A 19,245-nucleotide genomic window follows, 5' to 3' on the forward strand; every position below is an offset into this window, starting at 1 on the left:
CGTTCGCGGCCTCAGGCCGATCCTGCCCCCTGTACGGGGGCCGGGAACGGTACGACCGCCACTGTTACGTTGTCGTGGCCCCCGCCGTCCAGGGCGTGGCCCACCAGGACCTGCGCGCTGTGCAGCGGACGCTCGGCGGCGTCGAGGGGTACGACCTCGGCCATGTCCTCGGCCGCCTCCGCGTAGTTCCACAGCCCGTCGGTGCATACCACCACTACACCTGGCCGGTCCGGTTTGAAGGAAGCGGTGTGCGGCTCCAGTTCGTACGCGTCCGCGCCGAGCCAGCCCGTGATCGCGTGGGCGCGCTCGTCGGCGTACGCCTCCGCCTCGTTCATCAGGCCCGCGGCGACCATCTGCGCGGCCCACGAGTCGTCCTCGGTGAGCCGGGCCGGGGGGGAGGCGCGGTCGACGGGGATCCAGTAGGCGCGGCTGTCGCCGACCCAGCCGATGATCAGCAGGGTGGGGGTGACGACGGCGCCGACGAGGGTGCAGGCGGGAGCGTTCACGTGCGGGGCGTGCTCGTCGTGCGAAGCGGGCGCGTCCGCCAGGGAGTTGACGGCCTCCGCGGCGGCGATGATCGCCTCGTGCATGGCCTGCTGCGGGTGCGTGCCCAGCGGCAGCGCCGCGAGCAGCGACTCGCCCGCCGCGCGGGAGGCGGCGAGGGAGGCCTCGTCGGGGCGGGTCGCCGAGGAGACGCCGTCGCAGACGATCGCGACGACGGCGGGTGCGCCGTCGGGCAGCGCGGTCGTCGAGAGCGTGAACGCGTCCTCGTTGCGGTGGTGGCGCAGGCCCCGGTCGCTGACCGCGGAGACCGCGCTCAACTCCTGTTCCATGTGGTCGCGTTCGCGTGGCTGCGCGTGCCCGCAGTTCTCGCAGTAGCCGTCGTTGTCGACGCTGCCCGCGCGGCAGGCGACGCACAGTCGGGTGCCCGCGGGAGGAGTTGTCGCGAGGTCGGCGGTGCGGGGGTCGGCGGGGGGCTCGGCCGGGGCTTCGTGCCGGGCTTCGGCCAGAGCTTCCGACCGGGCTTCGGGCCGTGCTTCGGCCGGGGGAGCCAAGGGGTACTCGTCCGGCTCGCGTGGCCTGTCGAACCGTACGCCCGCGGACTCGTGTGCCGCGCGCGGGAGTTCGGTGCCGCCCGAGTCGGTGCCCCGGATGTCCGTCGCCCGGTGCACCGGCGCCGGAATGTCGGAGCTGTCCACCTCCGGGGCGACGGGCCAGTCCACGGACGAGACGGACGAAGGAGGGCGCGGCGATGTGCCGTTCATGGTGATCGTGGGCTCGTCCTGGGGCGGCTCGGGCACCGCCGACAGGTCGTACCCGCACGCACCGCAGAAGCGGTCACCCGCCTCCAGCGGCTCCTCGCAACTGGGGCACCGCGAAAGGGCCGTCGGCTGGGGCATCTGGGACATCAATCACACCCACGTCCGGGGGCGGTAACGGTTGGCACGTTCCACCAGGTCGATCCTCTCCTCGCCGCCCGTAGCGAGGCGGGCCAGCGTGCGGTACGAACGCTCCAGACCGAAGCGGAGGCCGCGCTCGTCCAGCTCGCTGCCGAGCAGTGCACGTCCGCCGCCGGAGGCCGGTGGGAACGCCTGGCTACCGGAGAGTACCCAGTCCAGGGCGCAGCCCAGTACTTCTGTGGACAACTGCTCGCGTCGCACCGCGTCGAGACCGTATCCGTCAAGGGCCTCGACCTGCCCCGCAGCAGCTGTCAGGTCCTCCAGGAACGGCGCGGCGGCCGCCTCCTCGGCGAGTCGCTGCCGCAGCCGCGCCCGCACGGCCGCGACCCGCGCCGCCGTGTAGTGGATCGACGACTCCGGTACGGATTCCAGCGTCTGTACGGCGCCACGGCGGTCGCCCGAGGCGAGCTGCACCCGGGCCAGGCCGAACGCCGAACTCACATAGCTGGGGTCGGTCGTCCACACCAGGCGGTAGTACTCGGCGGCGTTGTCCAGCTGCCCGAGCACCTCCGCGCACACGCCGAGGGCCAGCTTGGGCGCGGGCTCGCCGGGGAACGCGTCGTAGATCGCGTCGAAGGACAGCGCCGCGATCTCGTGCTCGCCGGTCGCGAGGGCCGCGGCGCCCCGATACCAGACCACCCGCCAGTCGTCCGGGTGGTCCGTCTCCAAAGCCTCGAGTGCCCTGGCGGCGTCGGCCAGTTCGCCCATCTCCAGGCGGGCCCGCAGCTCGCGCAGACGCAGCTCCAGGGAGCCGGTGGGCGCGGCGTGCAGCGCGGTGATCAGCTCCGCGGGTGCGGAGGCCATGAGCCCGGCGAGAAAACCGGCGTTGGGGTCGCCCGGGTCGACCCGGGGGACGGGCAGCGCGAGTGCGGTGGCGGCGGCCTGGACGGACTTGACCAGGTTGCCGGTGTCGACGGGGGCCGGAGCACGCGAAGTGATGGCGAGTCCGCCACCGTTGGCGGCGGGCAGCGCCCGTTGCCGGCGCCCGACCGGCATCACCCGCACCCCGAGCCGCGACACGTCCCCGTCCAGTGTCCCGAACAACTCCGTGTCCGTGACCTTGAGTTCGGGACCGAACAGGGTGGAGAGCGCCGGGCGGGCACGCCCGGTCTGGACGGAGACGACCTCGCGCAGCACGCCGGTCAGCTGCTCGGCCATCTCCTGCGCGGAGGCGAACCGGCGGGCCGGGTCGGGGTCTGTGGCGCGCACCAGGAGCCGGTAGAACGACTCGTACTGGCGGAAGACCTCGATGTTGTCCGGGTCGGGCAGGGAGTCCACGAACACGTTCGTGTAGCCCTGGAAGTCGAAGGTCATCACGGCCAGCGTGCGCGCGACCGTGTACAGGTCGGAGGCGACCGAGGGGCCGACTTCGGCCACCTCCGGCGCCTGGTAGCCGACCGTGCCGTAGATGGCCGACTCGTCGTCGTCCATCCTGCGCACCGCGCCCATGTCGATGACCTTGAGCTGGTCCTCGGTCTGGATCGCGTTGTCGACCTTGAAGTCGCAGTACAGGAGGTTGCGGCTGTGCAGGTGGCCGAGCGCCTCCAGGGCCTCGATGCCGTACGCGCACGCCTGCTCCACCGGCAGCGGGTCCCGCTTCCCGGCCTTCGTACGACGGTCGTTGGCGATCTCCTTGAGGGACTTGCCGCCGACGTACTCCATGACGATGTAACCGTCGAGGGAACCGGTGCGCTGGTCGAGATGCTCGACGAAGTTGTAGATCCGCACGATGTTGGCGTGCTCGATCTCCGCGAGGAAGCGGCGCTCGGAGATCGCGGCCGCCATCGCGTCCTGGTCGCCCGTGTCGAGCAGGCCCTTGAGGACCACCCAGCGGTCGGACACCGCGCGGTCGACGGCGAGATACACCCAGCCGAGCCCGCCGTGCGCGAGGCAGCCCACGACCTCGTACTGGCCGTGCACGATGTCGCCCGTGGCCAGCTTCGGCACGAACGAGTACGGGTGGCCGCACTTCGTGCAGAACCCCTCCGTGCGCCCGGGCGTCTCACCGCGCGAACGCCCCACCGGCGCCCCGCAGTCGGAGCGCGAGCAGAACCGCTTGCGCTCGGGCACCTCCGGGTTGTCCTGGACCATCCCGCGCGGGTCGGGCCGCGGCACACCCGGCACCTCGACCAGGCCGACACCGAGCCGGCCGCGTCCCGAGGAACCGGCGGTCGAACCCGAGCTGCGGACCGACACCGAGCGGCCCGTCGAGGAGCCCGACAGCGAGCGGGAGAGGCGCCCGGAGACCGAGCGCCGCGACTGCGAGGACCGCGACGACGCACGGGAACTCGCCCGCGAACTGCTGCTGGAACTGCCCGAGCCCCGTGAGCTCCGGCCGCCCGCGGTGATCCCGGTCGGCGGCGACCCCAACGATCCGCCCGCGGACACGACCGGCGCCAGACCGCACGTGTCGCAGTACAGCTCGCCGCCGCCCATGTCCTCGTACGACCCCGAGCAACCGGGCCGCTGGCACTTCTGACTCATGAGTCCCCCCTACGGTCCTGTGGCCCACTGCCCTGCGGGGGCACCCGCGGGCTGAGCAGGTCGGCCGCCGCGTGCTGGTAGCGCAGTACGGCGTCCTCCGCGACGCGCAGGTCGCAGGGCGCGCTCCACAGCATGCGGCGCGCCGCGTCGTAGCGCTCGATGAGGAACGGGTCCTCCGCGAGCCCGTGCCGGGCGACCTTCGCCTTGTACGCGTCGAGGCGGCCGCGCAGCTCCGCGCGGACCGCCAGCGGTTGCGTGACCGCGGTCAACGACTCGCGGGCGCGCAGGAGTTCGTCCTCCGCCTTTTCCTCCAGCGCTTCCAGGAGCGGCGAGAGGCGGTGCCACTGGGCGTGTCTGCGGTACTCGGCGGCCGTCGCCAGCTGCTCCTGGAGCACGGTCGGCGGGCCGCTGACCGCGGGCACCTCGGACGCGGCGATCTTCGCGAGCACCTCACCGCGGGCGCTCCTCGCCTCGGCGAGCGTTCGGTCCGCGCGGCTCAGCACGTCACGCAGCTTCACCAGGCGCGCCTCCGCGTCCTGCCGGACGGTGAGCACGGCGTCGATCTCCCGGCGCACGTCCTCCAGGGCACGCGCCTCGTGGTCGTACGTCGTCGTGTCGGGGCGCCCGCCGCCGGGGGCCGAACTCCCTTGCGTGGGAAGCCAGAAGGCCAGCGGGTCGGACACCACGCGCTCGCGCAGCCTGGTGAGCGTGCGGGTGATCCGCTCCAGGTCGTCGCCCGCAGGGTGCTCCCCGGGGCGTACGCCGACGGAGTGCGCGAGCCGCCGGGTGCGCTGGAGCTCCGCGGCCAGTAAATCTATCCGGGCGGGCAGCGCGGACCACACCGCGTCGGCGGCGATGACCATGTCGAGCGAGGACGCGTACAGCTCGTTCATCCGCTCCACAAGCGCGACCAGCGAGAACTGCTCGCTGAGCTTGCCGGTGCCGACGAGCGTCGGCGCGTTCGCGGTGGCCGTGGCGGACCCGGCGACCGTGATGCTCGCGCCGCGCAGCAGCTCGGTCAGCTCCGACAGGTCCTCGCGGCTGGACCAGCGTCTGCGGGAGCGGATCTCGCGGGCGGAGCGCAACGCGTCGGCGTACGCGTCGAAGTACGCCCACAGCAGGGTGATCGAGGCCTCCGCGGCCGACCAGCGTTCCTTGGTCGTGCCGGTGAGCTCGGCGCCTTCGAGGAGTCTGCGGCCCGCGTGGTCCTGCAAGGAGAGGAGCGAGGTCTCGATGGCCTCGTGCTCCGCGCCGAGGCGCGCCAGCGCACGGTCCACCTCGTCCCGGTCCATCACCGGCCCGGGGGGTCCCGTGACGCCCATCGATCACCTCTCGCTTTCGGCCGTGTCGGCTACTTGTACCGCTACCAGTACTGCTACTGCTGCCTGTACCGCTACTTGTATTTCGCGGCGGGCGGATTCGACGACGGGGAGTCGGCTCCCAGGGTCGGGGAGAGCCACTTGTCGTACGCCGTCTGCCAGCCGCTCTGGCGGTAGTTCTCCAGGACCCGGTTGACCCGGCGCACCAGATCGTCGGAACCCTTCTTCATGGCCACGCCGTAGTACTCGGTGGTGAAGGTCTTGCCCTTGAGCTGGACCGTGGGGTCCTGTGCGGCCTGGCTGGCGGCCAGCGCGCCGTCGGTCACCACGGCGTCGACCTCACCGAGCTGGAGCCTTACCAGGCAGTCGAGTTGGTTGGGAACCGTGGTCGAGATGTCGGCGGTGGAGACGAGCTCGCCCGCCTTCTTGTCGGCGTCCAGCTTGTCGTACGCGGTGGAGCCGGTCGCCGTGCAGATCCTCTGCTTCGCCAGCGACTTGTCGTACCCCGTGATGGTCGAGTTGATCGGGGCCAGGACCTGCTGGCCGGTCTCGAAGTAGGGCGCGGAGAACGCGACTTGTTCGAGCCGGGAGCAGGTGATCGTCATAGTGCGGACCACCATGTCGACCTTGCCGCTCTGGATGGCGGGGATGCGCTGGTTGGTGGGGATGGCGCGGAACTGTACGGCGTTCGGGTCGCCCAGAATGTCATCGGCGATCGCGTGGACGAGGTCGATGTCGAAGCCCTCGAGGTCGCTGCCGCTCTTCGTGTTGTTCGGGTCGCGGTAGCCCCAGCGGAAGCTGTTCTGGTCGACGCCGACGATCAGCCGCGGGTCCTTGCGCTTCTTGATGGCGTCGATCGTCGCGCCGTCCACGGCGGACGGCGTCAGGCTCTGGTCCTGCGGATCGGTGCACTCGTCGGCCTTCGCCTGGGTGCCCTGGCCCACGCCCTGGCCGCCGATGCCGGTGCTGCCGTCGCCGCGCGCGCTGCTCAGCGGCAGCAACAGGGCGAACACCGCGGTGAGTGCGCAGGCGACGGCCATCGCACCCACGCCGCCCCAGCCCTTCAGGCTTGCCCTCAGACGTCGTGCACTCATTGCCGCTCCTCCTCTCACCGGTACTCCGAAAGCCTGCGTCCGATACCCAGCAGGGCGCCCGCCGCGGCCAGCACCGCGAGGACCGCCGCGCCCACCGACAGACCGGTCATCGCGTCCAGGCCGTTGCTCGCCGCCTGCTTGAACTCGCTCTGCTCCTGCACCAGCGCCAGCTCCAGGTTCTTGTCGACGCCGTCGAAGCACTCGCCCGTCGGCTTGTCGCTCTTGGAACCGATCACCTTGTCCAGCGCCGCCTGGTACTGGCCGCCGTCGTCGGCCTTGCGGGCCTCCGCGTGGCGCACCTTCCATTCCTTCATGTTGCCGGTCGCGGCCGCCACCGGCTCCTCGCCCGCCTTGTCGTCGGCGAGCTCCGCGGCGGCGGCCAGCTTCTTGGTGAGGTCGTCCATCTCCTGCTGGAAGTCGTAGTCGAAGGCGTCCACGACCGTGCCGTCCTTCAACTCCTTGGTTTCCGCGCCGCGGCTGACCAGCGTCAGGTTCTCGTTGCCCCGCGCGTTCAGCGACGCGAGGCGGGCGTCGTTCAGCACGTTCAGCGAGCGGACGCCGTGGTCGTAGGAGTCGTTCAGCCCCGCCCGGGCCACGCTGTGGCCGACGACGAGCCAGAGGAGTACGACCGCGGAGGCGGCGGTGGCGGCGGCCATGCCCTGGTTCAACACCCGGTTCGTGCGCCGGTAGTTGCGCCGCTGGGCCCAGGCGAGTCCGCCGAGCGCGAGCACGCCGAGGCCGATGGCGGCCCACGGATAGGGCGTCGCGTCGGCGTAGTCGGCCTCCAGGCGCTGGTTCTCCTTGGTGTAGAGATCCTTGGCCGCCGGGAGCATCTTGTCCTGCATCGTCGCGTTCGCGTACCGCAGATAGGCGCCGCCGAGCGGGAAGCCCTGGCGGTTGTTGGCGCGGGCCCGCTCGATCAGGCCCTTGTACTCCGGCAGCAGCTTGTTCAGCTTGGCGATGGTGTCCGCGGACGGGGAGCCGGGCTCCGAGTTGGCCGCGGCGGTGACCAGCTTCTCTGCGGCCGTCCTGATGTCCGCCTCGTACCGCGTGCGGGACGCCTTCGTCTCCTGGCCGCCCGCGAGGAAGCCGCTGGAGGCCGCGGTGTTGGCGTCCGCGAGTGAGCGGTAGATGTCGGCGGCGCTGGCGCTCAGCGGCTGGCTGCTGTTCAGCACGTCGTCCGCGGCGGCCGAGCGGTCCGTCATCTGCCAGGCGGTCACCGCGCCGAACGCGACGACCAGCAGGGCGAGTACGGCGCCGATGATCCGTAGGCGGCCCGGTTCCGTCGTCGCCGCGGTGCGCAGGGTGTCTACGCCTTCCGCCCAGGCCGTGCGGCGTGGGGGAGTGGGCGGGGGCGTGTGCGCGGGCGTGTTGGGCGTCGTGGGGCCGGGCTTCCGCGGGGCCGGTGGGCCGGATTGCGGTGGTACGGCCGGCATCGTGGGCGTGGCTGGGCGTGCCGGCGTTCCCGGCTGTCCCGGTGGCGCCGCGCTGCCGTTCGGCGGGTGTGTCACTTGACCTCCCCCATGGTCATCCGTCTGTCACCTCTGTTCCGTGCGTGGGGAGCACGGACGAAGGTGCACGGCCGCAAGTATCGCCGCAGGGACTGACATCCGCACAGTTCTTGACTCGATCTTGTTCGGATCGCAGCGCAGCGCGAAGCTCCCCGCAAGGCCCCCTCCCCTGAACACGCACTCGGTATGTGTTCGGTTCCCGTTCGGGGTGGGGGCCGGGGGTGGGTTTTTCGCCCCCTCCGCCCCTACCCGTCCCTTGCTTCTGGGGGCTGCCGCCCCCAGACCCCCGCTGTCGGCCTGAACGGCCTCGTCCTCAAACGCCGGACGGGCTGGAGATACCTGGCCCGGGGCTGAAGAGTGCAGCCCCCATGGGTGGGTGGGGGATCGGGACGGCACTGCCTCGTCCTCAGACGCCGGACGGGCTGGAGATACCTGGCCCGGGGCTGAAGAGTGCAGCCCCCACGGGTGGGTGGGGGATCGGGATGGCACAGGCGCGTCCTCAAACGCCGACGGGCTGAAGGTGTTCAGCCCCTCCGGCGTTTGAGGAGCGGGGGTTTGGGGGCGGAGCCCCCAAGTGGACGGGAATGGGTAGGGGCGGAGGGGGCGAGAAAAACCCTCAGTCCCCCTCGTAGAACGCCCGCACGTGTGCGTGTGCCTCGTCCGGGGCTCCTACGTGGTCCAGGCCCAGGAGTGCGGCGCCCAGTACCGGGCGGGCTGTGACGACCTGGGGGATCGCCTTGGGGGCGCGGGTGGCCAGTAGTTCGCTTATGCGGGTGTCGAGTTGGGGGTGGCGGGCGGCGAGGATGCTGCCGCCGAGTAGGACCGGGGTCGGTTCCTCGAGGAGGGAGAGGCGGGTCAGGGCGACCGTGGCCATGGCTACGACCTCGTCCGCGAGGCGGTCGACTATGGAGCGGGCGACCGGGTCGCCGTCCAGCGCGGTGGAGAAAAGGACCGGCGTCAGCTCGTGGCGCCGGGCATCGTCGAGGTGCTCCAGGTGGAGGGCCTCGATGAGGGCGTACATGGAGGTGAGGCCGAAGTGGCCGGGGAGGGTGCGGGCGAGGGCGGTGGGCCCGCCCCGGCCGTCCTCGGCGCGCGCGGCATGCCACAGGGCCTCCTCGGCGAGGCCCCAACCACCGCCCCAGTCCCCGGAGATACGCCCGATCGCGGGAAAGCGCGCGGTACGCCCGTCGGGCCGCATGCCGACGCAGTTGATACCGGCGCCGCAGACGACGGCGACCCCGCGCGGCTCGGCGATCCCGGCCCGCAGAATCGCGAAGGTGTCGTTGCGCACCTCCACACTCGCCCCCCACGCGCGCGCGTGCAGCGCGGCCGCCAACCGCTCCTCCTCGACGGGGAGATCGGCGTTGGCGAGGCAGGCGGCGACATGGGCGACGGAGCCGACGCCCGCTTCGGCGAAGGCCCGGCCGACGGTTTCGGCCAGCGAGTCCACCGCCACCTCGACCCCGACGACGGGCGGCCGGAATCCACCGCCGCGCGCCGTGCCGGCCACCCGCCCGTCCGCGGCCAGCACGGCGACGTCGGTCTTGCTGTTCCCCGCGTCGATGGCCAGGACCAGGGCCGCGGGGGAGGACCCGGCGGCCGTCCCGGCGCCGGATCCCGATGAGGTCATGCCCACGCGAGGTGCTCCCGGTTGTGCGCGATCAGCTGGTCGGTGAGGGCGTCGGCGTACGCGTGCTGGCCGATGAGGGGGTGGGCGAGGAGCGCGCGGAACACGCGGTCGCGGCCGCCGTGCAGGGCAGCCTCCAGGGCCAGGTCCTCGTAGGCCGTGACATTCGCCATCAGGCCCGCGTACAGCGGGTCCACGGAGGGCACGGGCAACGGTGCAGGGCCCTGGGCGCCGATCGCGGCCTGTACCTCGATCACGGCGTCGTCCGGCAGGAAGGGCAGCGTCCCGTTGTTGTACGTGTTCACCACCTGGTAGGGGCTGCCGCCACCGCCGAGCAGCGACGCCGCGAGGTCCACGGCGGCCTCCGAGTAGTACGCGCCGCCGCGCCTGGCGAGCAGCTCCGGCTTCTCGTCCAGCGTCGGATCGCCGTACATCTCCAGCAACTGCCGTTCCATCTCCGCCACTTCGGATGCCCGGGAGGGCTTGGTCCGCAGCTCCCGCACCACCTCGTCGTGCGCGTAGTAGTAGCGCAGGTAGTACGACGGGACGACGCCCAGCCGGTCGACGACGCTCCGTGGCAGGTGCAGGTCGTCGGCGATCGTGTCGCCGTGTTCGGCGATGAGCTTCGGCAGGACGTTCTCGCCCTCGGGACCGCCCAGGCGCACACCGGTTTCCCAGGTGAGGTGGTTGAGGCCCACATGGTCGAGGTGCACATCGGCGGGGGTGACCCCGAGCAGCGCGGCGAACTTCCGCTGGAAGCCGATCGCCACATTGCACAGTCCGACGGTCTTGTGGCCGGCCTGGAGCAGCGCGCGCGTCACGATCCCGACCGGGTTCGTGAAGTCGATGATCCAGGCGTCCGGGTTCGTGCGGCGGACGCGCTCCGCGATGTCGAGGACCACGGGCACCGTGCGCAGCGCCTTGGCGAGGCCGCCCGCGCCGGTCGTCTCCTGCCCGACGCAGCCGCACTCCAGCGGCCAGGTCTCGTCCTCGTTGCGTGCCGCCTGTCCGCCGACGCGCAGTTGGAGCAGTACGGCGTCCGCGCCCTCGACCCCCGCGTCCAGATCGGCGGTCGTGACGATCCGGCCGGGGTGCCCCTGCCGCGCGAAGATCCGCCGGGCGAGGCCGCCCACCAGCTCCAGGCGCTCCGCCGCCGGGTCGACGAGCACCAGCTCCTCGATGGGCAGGGTGTCCCTCAACCGGGCGAAGCCGTCGATGAGTTCGGGGGTGTAGGTCGACCCTCCGCCGACCACGGTGAGTTTCATACGTGTCAACCCTTCACTCCGGTGAGCGTGACACCCTCGACGAACGCCTTCTGCGCGAAGAAGAACACGAGGATCACGGGGGCCATGACCAGCACGGTCGCGGCCATGGTGAGGTTCCAGTCGGTGTGGTGCATTCCCTTGAACGACTCCAGGCCGTAGCTGAGGGTCCAGGCGCCCGGGTTCTCCGACGCGTAGATCTGCGGGCCGAAGTAGTCGTTCCACGCGTAGAAGAACTGGAACAGGGCTACGGCCGCGATCCCCGGCTTCGCCATGGGGAGGACTACCTTCAGCAGGGTTCTCAGGTCCCCGCAGCCGTCCACCTTCGCCGCGTCCAGGTACTCGTTCGGGATCGTCATCAGGAACTGCCGCAGCAGGAAGATCGAGAACGCGTCTCCGAACGCCATCGGGATGATCAACGGCCACAGCGTGCCCGACAGATCCAACTGCTTCGCCCAGAACAGGTACATCGGGATGATGACCACCTGCGGCGGCAGCATCATCATCGAGATCACCAGCATCAGGGACAGATTCCGGCCCCGGAAGCGGAACTTGGCGAGCGCGTACGCCACCGGGATCGACGAGACGACGCTGAGGACCGTGCCGAGACCGGCGTAGATCAGCGTGTTCTTCCACCAGGTGAGGAAGCCTGGCGTGTCGAAGACCTTCTTGTAGTTGGCCCACTCCCAGGTGTGCGGGATCAGGTCGCGGCTGAGGGCCTGCGAGTCACTCATCAGCGAGGTCAGGAACACGAACACGAAGGGGAGCGTGAAGAAGAGGGCGGCCGCGACCCCGAGGGAGTGGACCGCGATCCACTCCAGGAGTGCCTTGCGGCGGGCGGTGCGTTCGGCGGGTGAGGCCGGGGTCTTCAACTCCACCGGCCTGTCCAGTACTTGGGTCATGAGGTCAGTCACCTGCCTGGATGAGACCGCCCCGGCGCCGCATCAGGAACGCGGTGAACGCCATCGACAGCACGAAGAGCACCAGGGCGACGACGCATGCCGAGCCGTAGTCGAAGCGCTGGAAGCCGAGGTTGTAGACGAGTTGGGGGAGGGTGAGCGTGGACTTCTCCGGATAACCGGGCTCGAACTGCGTGCCCGCGCCCTGGATCACGCCCGAGGCGACCTTCCCGGCGATGAGTGGCTGTGTGTAGAACTGCATCGCCTGGATCACACCGGTGACGACCGCGAACATCACGATCGGCGAGATGTTCGGCAGCGTGACGAAGCGGAAGCGCTGCCACGCCGACGCGCCGTCCAACTCCGCCGCCTCGTACTGCTCTTTCGGTACGTCGAGCAGCGCGGCCATGAAGATGACCATCAGGTCGCCGATGCCCCAGAGGGCCAGCAGGGTGAGCGCCGGCTTCGACCAGGTGGGGTCGTTGAACCAGCCGGGCGCCGGGATGCCGATCTTCTCCAGCATCGAATTGACCGGGCCCGTACCGGGGTTGAGGAGGAACGCGAACGCCATCGTCGCGGCGACCGGCGGGGCGAGGTAGGGCAGGTAGAAGAGGGTGCGGAAGACGCCCGTACCCGTCTTGATCTTCGTGATGAGCATGCCGATACCGAGGCCGAACAGGACCCGGAGGCTCACCATGATGACGACCAGCCACAGGGTGTTGCGCAGGGCGGGCCAGAAGTAGGGGTAACTCTCGAAGACGTACGTCCAGTTCTTCGTTCCGACCCACGTCGGCGGCTTGAAGCCGTCGTAGTGCATGAACGAGAAGTAGATCGTCGAGATCATCGGGTACGCGAAGAAGACCGCGAAGCCGATCAGCCAGGGCGACATGAAGGCGAACGTCCGAAGCGCCGACCTGCGGCGCTTCGACGCCAACGTGATGGTGCTCATCGTCACTTCGCCTGCGCGATGTCCGTGTCGATCTGCTTGGCCGTGTCCTCAAGGCCCTTCTGCAGGTCGGTGGCCTTGCCGCTCTCGTACTCGTAGCCGAAATTCTGGAGAGTGGCGAGGTAGACGCCGCCGTTGATCGACGCGGGGGACGTGGTCGAGTTCGGGTTCGCGGCGATGTCGAGGAACGTCTTGAAGCGCGGGTCGTACTTCAGCTTCGGGGACTTGAGGGCGGCCAGCGTGGACGGCACGTTGTGGATGGCGTTGGAGAAGCCGACCACCGCGTCGGTGTCCGTGGTCATGTACTTCACCAACTCCCAGGCCGCGTTCTGCTTCTGGCTGGTGGCGGCGATGCCGGCGATGGTGCCGGTGATGTAGCCCTTGCCGTACTGGTCGGCCTGGTCGTCGGGGACGGGCAGCGGGGCGACGCCGATCTCGAAGTCGGTCTTGGCGTCGACGGCCATGCCCAGGCGCCACTCACCGTCGAGCTGCATCGCCACCTGGCCGGTCTGGAAGGGGTGCTTGGGGCCCCACTCGTCGCCGAGGGTGGCGCGGAAGGTCTCCAGCTTCTTGTAGCCGCCGAGTTCGTCGACCAGCTTCTTCTGGACCGTGAAACCGGCGGTGACGGCCGGGTCCGTCGCGATGGTCGACTTGCCGTCCTTGTCGAAGTACGTCGGCGAGAACTGACCGAGGTAGTGCTCGGTGGTGGACTCCCAGCCGTGGTAGTTCGGCATGAAGCCGAGCTGCTTGTACGTGTTCCCCTGAGTGATCGTCAACTTCTTGGCGTCGGCCTGGAATTCGGACCAGGTCTTCGGCGGGCTGGTGATGCCCGCCTTCTCGAACGCCGTCTTGTTGTAGTAGAGGCCGTACGCGTCGCCCAGCAGCGGCACGGAGCACCGGTTGCCGTCGAACTGGGTGTACTCGTTCATCGCCGCCGGGAAGGTCGTCTCAGGGTCGATGCCCGACTTCTCGAAGAGCGGGTTGAGGTCGACGAGCGCGTCCGACGAGCAGAACTTGCCGACGTTGTTGGTGGTGAACGACGAGATCACGTCGGGCGCCTTCGAACCGCCCGCGCGCAGCGCCTGGTTGATCTTGTCGTCGGTCATGTTGCCGACGATTTTCACGTGGATGTTGGGGTGCGCCTTCTCGAACCCCGCGACCAGGGACTTCACGGCGGCGACCTCGCCGGGCGCGCTCCAGGCGTGCCAGAAGTTGATCGTCGTCTCCTTCGACGCGTCGTCGTCCGCGCCGGATTCGGTCTGGCCGGTACAGGCGGAGGTGAGGAGGGCTATGGAGGCGGAGGCGGCGAGCGCGACCGCCGCTTTGCGGGACATTCCGGGCATGACGGGGTCTCCCTAGGGCAGGGTGAAGGTGTTCGCGGAAGGGACTTGCGGTTCAGCGGGAGGTGTCGAAGACCTCGTCGCGGGTGGCCGCCAGGGCGCTCTCCAACGCGCCGCGCAGCACGGGGTGTTCGTGTACGTCGCCGATCACGAGGCGTGGCCGGGACGCGGCCAGCTCCTCCAGCTCGGCCTGGACCAGGGCGCGCAGCGGTTCGCCGCCCGCGGTGAGGGAGGCGCCGCTGAGCACGACGAGCTCGGGGTCGAGCACGGAGACGAGCGAGGCCAGACCGGTGGCGAGCCCGGTCGCGTACGTCTTGAGGAGCTGCCGGTGGGGGCCCTCGTTGTGGGAGGCGGCCTGTTTGACGAGGGCGGCGGCGGCCTCGGCGTACGGACCGCCGGGGACGGGCCGGATACCCAGCTCGCGCGCCAGCTTGGGGATGGCCTGCGAACCGGCCAGCTCCTGGTAGCCACCGCTGTTGGCCTTGGTCACCTGGCGCACGAGCGGCGCGCCCGGCACCGGCAGGAAGCCGACCTCGCCCGCACCGCCGGTCCAGCCGCGGTGCAGTCGCCCGCCGAGGACGAGCGCGGCACCGAGGCCGCCCTCGTTCCACAGCAGTACGAAGTCGTCGTGCCCTTGGGCGGCGCCCAGTCGCTGCTCGGCGATGGCGACGAGGTTGACGTCGTTCTCGTACTCGACCGGCATGGGTAGCGCGGCGGCGAGTTCGTCGAGGAGGCTCGGGGTGTGCCAGCCGGGAAGGTGCGATGCGTAACGCAGCCGCCCGGTGTTGGGGTCGAAGGCGCCGGGCGTTCCGATGACGAGCCGGTGGATGTCGTCGGGGGCCAGCCCCGCCTCCTTGACCGCGCCGTCGAGGGCGTCGGTGACCTGGCGTACGACGGGCTCGGCGGGGCGCCGGCCGGGTGTGGGCAGCTCGTACTCGCCCACCGTCCGCCCGGTCACGTCCGCGACGGCGGCGAGGATGCGCTCGGGGGTGACGTCCAGGCCCGCCGCGTAGGCAGCGCCCGGATTGACCACGTACAACTGGGCGTTGGGGCCCGGTCGCCCCTCGCTGGTCCCGGTGGCGATCACCAGGCCGGCCGCCTCGAGGCGGGCCAGGAGTTGCGAGGCGGTCGGCTTCGAGAGGCCGGTGAGCTTGCCGATCCTGGTCCGGGTCAGCGGGCCGTGTGCGAGCAGCAGGTCCAGGGCGGCGCGGTCGTTCATGGCGCGCAGGACGCGTGGAGTGCCCGGCGTACCGGCGGATCCTGCCATGTGTGCGACACCTGCCTCTCGACCGCCCAGCTTTTCAGTGATCGCGGGCGGAAGTCCACCGCTTGATCACTGTTAGGAAAGTTTCCTATTCGGTGGGAGGAACGTAGAACGGCGGCCAAGGGGGCGTCAATAGAAACCGCCCCCGAGGCAACAGACTCGTTACCTGCGGGGGCGGTGAGGTGGGCGCCGGGACGCTCGCCGTTACTTCACGTCGTTACTTCACGTCGACGTAGTCACCGGCGGCGGACTTGGCGCCGGTCGTGGTCGTGCCCGCGAACGTGTAGCGGTAGTAGCCGTCGGCGGAGGCCTTGACGGTGGTGGAGAGGGCGCCGGACGTGCCGGACTTCACCGTCTTCACGTTCTTGTACGTGCTGCTGGACTTGGCCCGGAACTGGAGGGTCACCGACTGGCCGGTGTAGCCGGAGTACTTGCTGGTCTCCCAGTTGGCGCGGGTCAGGGCGCCCTTGACGGTGAGGGTGGCGCCCTTCTTCACCGGCTCGGGGGTGGCGTTGGTGGTGAGCTTGGCGGCGCGCTTGATCTGCGCGGTGCCGAGACCGCCCCACGCGTCGTAGCCGTACTCGAAGCTGACGTGGCCGTCGGAGTCGTCGCTGTCCTCGGCGATGTGACCGTAGAAGCCGGCGGCCTTCCAGGTGGTCGCGTCCGCGGCCTCGAACAGGTAGTCGTACGGGTCGAGGGCGATCGTCTCCTTGCAGGACTCGGTCACCGTCGTGGCGGTCGTGGCGGTCGCGGTGCAGACGGGCGCCGCGTCGTTCTCGATCGTGTTCTCGGGCGTCGCGAGCGAACCGCGGTAGAGCATGATGCCCGCGGCGTTGTTCTTGTAGTCGATCACGAGGTCTGCCGGGCGGGTCAGCGTGTACGTGACCGGGATCTTCACCGTGGCGGTGGTGCCGACGACGATCGCCTTGCCGCCGTTGACCACCACGCCGGAGAAGGAGAGGTCCGGAGTGGCGGCCGACGCGGTCGGCACAGCCAGGGCGGACAGAGCCAGAGCACCGCACACAGCGGTGCCTATGGCGAACTTGCGCATGGATTCCCCACATTCGAAGCGGGCCCCTGGGCGTTGAGCTCCAGAACAAGGGCCCGCTGTTGGGGTGACAGTAGAGGGCCGCGGAGGTGACGGGAATGCGGGGGGTATGTGAAGGAGATTAATTTCGTGCCGGCCGTAGACCTGGCTTCGACCCGGAGTCGGCCTCGAGTCGTCGGCGGATCCGTAGCGCGTTCTACACGTGTCACGTGTTCATTACAATCAACGGATGCCCAGGTGGGGCGGGTTCCGGGGTACTTGGCGGGGGATTTGCCCTTTTGGGGAGGGCGTATTTGTCGCGTCTTCAGGTATGCGGAATCCGCTGCGCGGCCGTCTTCACAGGTTCCTGCCCAATGATCCCGCCGCATGAGGGTGAACCGTTCGTCCCGGGGAGGCGACTCGTGAGGCTGTTGATGGCGTGCTGGCGGTCGGCCGCGGCACGGTGCACCCCGGTGATGTGCGTGAAACTGGTCCTCGGCCTCTGGCAGGACGGCTTCACATGGGGAACCGTGAGCCAGGAATTGGTCTCCAGCGTCCTGGTGTGGGGAGCCGTGAGTCTCGTATGGGCGGCCGTCGGGTGCCTGAGGCTGGCGAAACTGGCACGCGGCGCCGGTGTGGAACTCTCCGTGCGGGCCCTGGACGAGAGGCAGATCCACTCGCTTCGTACGGTGGGCGTCTCCGACGGGTGGAAGGAGCGGGTCCGCGGTGAACTGACGGCCTCCGACCGGGTGTTCCTCGTCGCCGAGAGGGGCCGCGAGGAGATCAGGTTCCGCTGGCGCCCCGGGCGCGTGGACCTGTCCGTCTGGGGATCGCTGGCCTTCGACGCGCACTCCGGGACCGTCCTGCTCGACATCCGGAACGGAGAGGGCAACTCGGGGGTGGCGGGACTGCGGAAGGGCGCTTCCTTCGTCGCGGTGTGCCAGATAGCGCGGGTTGTGGCGTCGGCCGGCGTCGAGGGTGACAGGGCGCGGAAGCGCGGGGGCGGCCCGGCGATGGCACCGGCCGGCGGCAGAGGGGCGGATCGCGAATGGTCTCCGACGGGATGAGGGAACTGGCCCGGGCCGAGGGCGAGCTCCTGGCGCGGCGCCTGTACCTGCCGTGGGTGCACGGGGCGGTCGCGGTGGCGGCCGGTGCCGGGGTGTGGGTGGTTCCGGACGAGTGGGTGCGGGCGGTGGCCTGTGCGGCGGTGCTGTTCACACCGGTCTGGGGCCTGGTGGTCGCGGCGCGGCTGGGGCGCGTCGCGTGGCTCCATGAGCTGCCCGAGGGAGAGGTTGCCCCGTTCGGGCCCAAGACGTTCGGGCCCAAGGCCCATGTCCGGGGCCTGCGTATCGCGTTCGCGGTGGCCGGCGGCATCGGCGTCGCGATGACGGCGCTCGTGCCCGAGTCCTGGCTCCGCTGGGGTCTTCCCCTGCTGGCGGCCTGGGCGGTCGTCGAAGTCGTACGCCGTTCCCGTGGGCCCTACCGCCGCGCGGACGAGGTCCGCGCTCTGGCGCTCGATGCCCCCTGGCACGAGGATTACCGGGCGCTCATCGAGGACCGGCGGCGGGCACTGTCCACCGGCCCCGGCGGCGCGGGGTGAAGTAGAGGGGGAGCGCCAAGTGTCGGGTGCCGTAAGTGAAGCCGGAGCCGGTCACACGCCGTCCGTGTGGCAGCTCGCGAGGCGAAGGCCCTTGCTGTTCGCGCTGTTCGAGACCGTCCTCACCGCGGGGTGCGCCTTCACGTGGTGCGGGGTCGCGGCGCTGATCGGCCTTCGGGACCGGGCAGGGGAAGCGGGGGATCCCGAACTCACCTACCGGCACCCCCTGTTCGTCCTCGCCTTCGTGGCGCTGGCCGGCCTTCCGGTCACCTGGGCCGCGCGCATCTTCCCAAGTCCGCGGCTGCGGAGGGTTCTTGAGCGGGTATTGGTGGCCCGGCTGGGCTTCTCGGTCCTCGTCTCCGCCGGTGCCGCACTCCTGTTGGCACTGGGGCTGTACTGATCCGTCCGGTGTCGCGGCTTCTCCCCACGAAGTTCGTCATTCCCGTACAACCAAGGGGACTCGGAGTCCTACGCTGGTCGCTGTACGTATCTGACGCATCGGGGGATTCAGTGGCGACCTTCAATATCAACCAACAGAGCGGCAACATCCAGCAGGCCGACGTGATCCACAACCACGGTGGCGTACCGGGCGAGCTGACGCAGACGCTGACCCGGCTCATCGAAGAGTTGCGGGCGCAGTCCACGCAGGGCGACGACCGCGCGGCCCTGGCGGCCACCGAGCTCGTCGGTGCGCTGGAGGAGGCCTCGTCCCCCGAGGCGCGTCCGGGCCGGATCCGAGCCGCGCTGACGAAGGCCGCGGAGCTGCTCGCCGGGGTCGCGACGGCGGCCGGGATCGTCGGCTCGCTCGAGGCGATCGCCGCCGCACTGCCGCTCGGCTGACCCGGCATGGCTGACTTCAGGATCGACCGCCAGCAGGCTGACCTCATTCAGCAAGCGGACACCATCAACAACTACGGCCCGCCGCAGGTGGATCACCGGGCGGCGGCCGAGGCGGCGCTCAATGAGCGGGAGTACGAGAGTGCGATCCGCCATCTGAAACAGGTGCTCGAGACGGATCCCGGCGACAGCCTCGCCCGCTTCCGGCTGGTGGTCGCCGCTCTGCGCGGCTGCCACCCGGACCGCTACGGCGCGCGGCAGACCCAGGCTCTGACGGAGCGTCTGGTACGGCTGGCCACCGAGGATCCCGGCTGTCACCACGCCAAGGTCCTCGCGCTCGTCATCAACGACGCCATGCTCGCCCGCGGCAGCGGTCGGCCGAGGCAGCCGACGCCCGACACCCGTCGGCTCGTCACCCTCGTCGACCCGGCACGCGGCCGGGAAATCCTCGCGCACGTGCCCGTGCCGGACAGCCCGACATGGGTCCTGCTCGAAGGCTCGCTGCGCCGCTGACACCGCGCTCGGCACCCCACCCTGCTCGGCATCCCGCTCGCTCATCCCTGTTCGATCTTCAGGAG

Annotated in this window: 17 protein-coding genes; 5 read left to right on the top strand and 12 right to left on the bottom strand. The window is 70.2% G+C overall.

The window, feature by feature from the left end:
* Positions 1–11 precede the first annotated feature (11 nt).
* The 12 genes from OG246_RS16185 to OG246_RS16240 all read right to left on the bottom strand — a co-directional run bounded on the left by OG246_RS16185 (position 12) and on the right by OG246_RS16240 (position 16,257).
* Positions 12–1,412, bottom strand: coding sequence for a PP2C family serine/threonine-protein phosphatase (locus OG246_RS16185; RefSeq protein WP_266462074.1), 1,401 nt, complete (start codon positions 1,410–1,412; stop codon positions 12–14).
* Positions 1,413–3,944 carry a serine/threonine-protein kinase gene (locus OG246_RS16190; protein WP_266462078.1) on the bottom strand — a complete coding sequence of 844 codons (2,532 nt, stop codon included), beginning with the start codon at positions 3,942–3,944 and terminating at the stop codon, positions 1,413–1,415.
* On the bottom strand, positions 3,941–5,266 hold the full coding sequence (locus tag OG246_RS16195) for a hypothetical protein (protein WP_266462081.1): 1,326 nt from the start codon (positions 5,264–5,266) through the stop codon (positions 3,941–3,943). Before OG246_RS16195 ends, OG246_RS16190 begins: the two co-directional genes overlap by 4 nt.
* Positions 5,267–5,337: 71 nt before the next feature.
* Positions 5,338–6,357, bottom strand: coding sequence for a glutamate ABC transporter substrate-binding protein (locus tag OG246_RS16200; protein WP_266462084.1), 1,020 nt, complete (start codon positions 6,355–6,357; stop codon positions 5,338–5,340).
* A gap of 14 nt (positions 6,358–6,371) precedes the next feature.
* Positions 6,372–7,868, bottom strand: coding sequence for a hypothetical protein (locus OG246_RS16205; protein WP_266462088.1), 1,497 nt, complete (start codon positions 7,866–7,868; stop codon positions 6,372–6,374).
* Between the two features lie 616 nt (positions 7,869–8,484).
* Positions 8,485–9,498 carry an N-acetylglucosamine kinase gene (locus OG246_RS16210; RefSeq protein WP_266462090.1) on the bottom strand — a complete coding sequence of 338 codons (1,014 nt, stop codon included), beginning with the start codon at positions 9,496–9,498 and terminating at the stop codon, positions 8,485–8,487.
* A complete protein-coding gene (locus OG246_RS16215; protein WP_266462093.1) occupies positions 9,495–10,760 on the bottom strand; it encodes a 6-phospho-beta-glucosidase in 1,266 nt (421 codons plus the stop codon). Before OG246_RS16215 ends, OG246_RS16210 begins: the two co-directional genes overlap by 4 nt.
* A gap of 5 nt (positions 10,761–10,765) precedes the next feature.
* A complete protein-coding gene (locus tag OG246_RS16220; protein WP_266462097.1) occupies positions 10,766–11,659 on the bottom strand; it encodes a carbohydrate ABC transporter permease in 894 nt (297 codons plus the stop codon).
* Positions 11,660–11,663: 4 nt separating this feature from the next.
* Positions 11,664–12,605, bottom strand: coding sequence for a carbohydrate ABC transporter permease (locus OG246_RS16225; protein WP_266462101.1), 942 nt, complete (start codon positions 12,603–12,605; stop codon positions 11,664–11,666).
* Positions 12,606–12,607: 2 nt separating this feature from the next.
* Entirely contained in the window at positions 12,608–13,945 is a 1,338-nt protein-coding gene (locus OG246_RS16230) for an ABC transporter substrate-binding protein (RefSeq protein WP_266462104.1), read from the bottom strand.
* A 52-nt stretch (positions 13,946–13,997) separates the two neighbouring features.
* On the bottom strand, positions 13,998–15,209 hold the full coding sequence (locus OG246_RS16235; protein WP_266462108.1) for an ROK family transcriptional regulator: 1,212 nt from the start codon (positions 15,207–15,209) through the stop codon (positions 13,998–14,000).
* A 214-nt stretch (positions 15,210–15,423) separates the two neighbouring features.
* A complete protein-coding gene (locus OG246_RS16240; RefSeq protein WP_266462114.1) occupies positions 15,424–16,257 on the bottom strand; it encodes a hypothetical protein in 834 nt (277 codons plus the stop codon).
* 398 nt (positions 16,258–16,655) lie between these two features.
* Here OG246_RS16240 and OG246_RS16245 point away from each other — a divergent pair, with 398 nt between their 5' ends.
* From OG246_RS16245 to OG246_RS16265, 5 genes are all read left to right on the top strand, one after another.
* Positions 16,656–17,300, top strand: a complete 645-nt coding sequence (locus OG246_RS16245) for a hypothetical protein (RefSeq protein ID WP_266462117.1) — start codon at positions 16,656–16,658, stop codon at positions 17,298–17,300.
* Positions 17,282–17,833 carry a hypothetical protein gene (locus OG246_RS16250; protein WP_266462121.1) on the top strand — a complete coding sequence of 184 codons (552 nt, stop codon included), beginning with the start codon at positions 17,282–17,284 and terminating at the stop codon, positions 17,831–17,833. Before OG246_RS16245 ends, OG246_RS16250 begins: the two co-directional genes overlap by 19 nt.
* Positions 17,834–17,924: 91 nt before the next feature.
* The gene (locus tag OG246_RS16255) at positions 17,925–18,230 is read left to right on the top strand and encodes a hypothetical protein (protein WP_266462126.1); all 306 of its coding nucleotides are present in this window, start codon (positions 17,925–17,927) and stop codon (positions 18,228–18,230) included.
* 110 nt (positions 18,231–18,340) lie between these two features.
* Positions 18,341–18,670 carry a hypothetical protein gene (locus OG246_RS16260; protein WP_266462128.1) on the top strand — a complete coding sequence of 110 codons (330 nt, stop codon included), beginning with the start codon at positions 18,341–18,343 and terminating at the stop codon, positions 18,668–18,670.
* Positions 18,671–18,676: 6 nt separating this feature from the next.
* Complete coding sequence (locus tag OG246_RS16265) at positions 18,677–19,180, top strand: tetratricopeptide repeat protein (RefSeq protein WP_266462131.1); 504 nt, start codon at positions 18,677–18,679, stop codon at positions 19,178–19,180.
* Positions 19,181–19,245 lie beyond the last annotated feature (65 nt).

The sequence above is a fragment of the Streptomyces sp. NBC_00620 genome, assembly GCF_026341825.1.
Classification (GTDB): Bacteria; Actinomycetota; Actinomycetes; order Streptomycetales; family Streptomycetaceae; genus Streptomyces.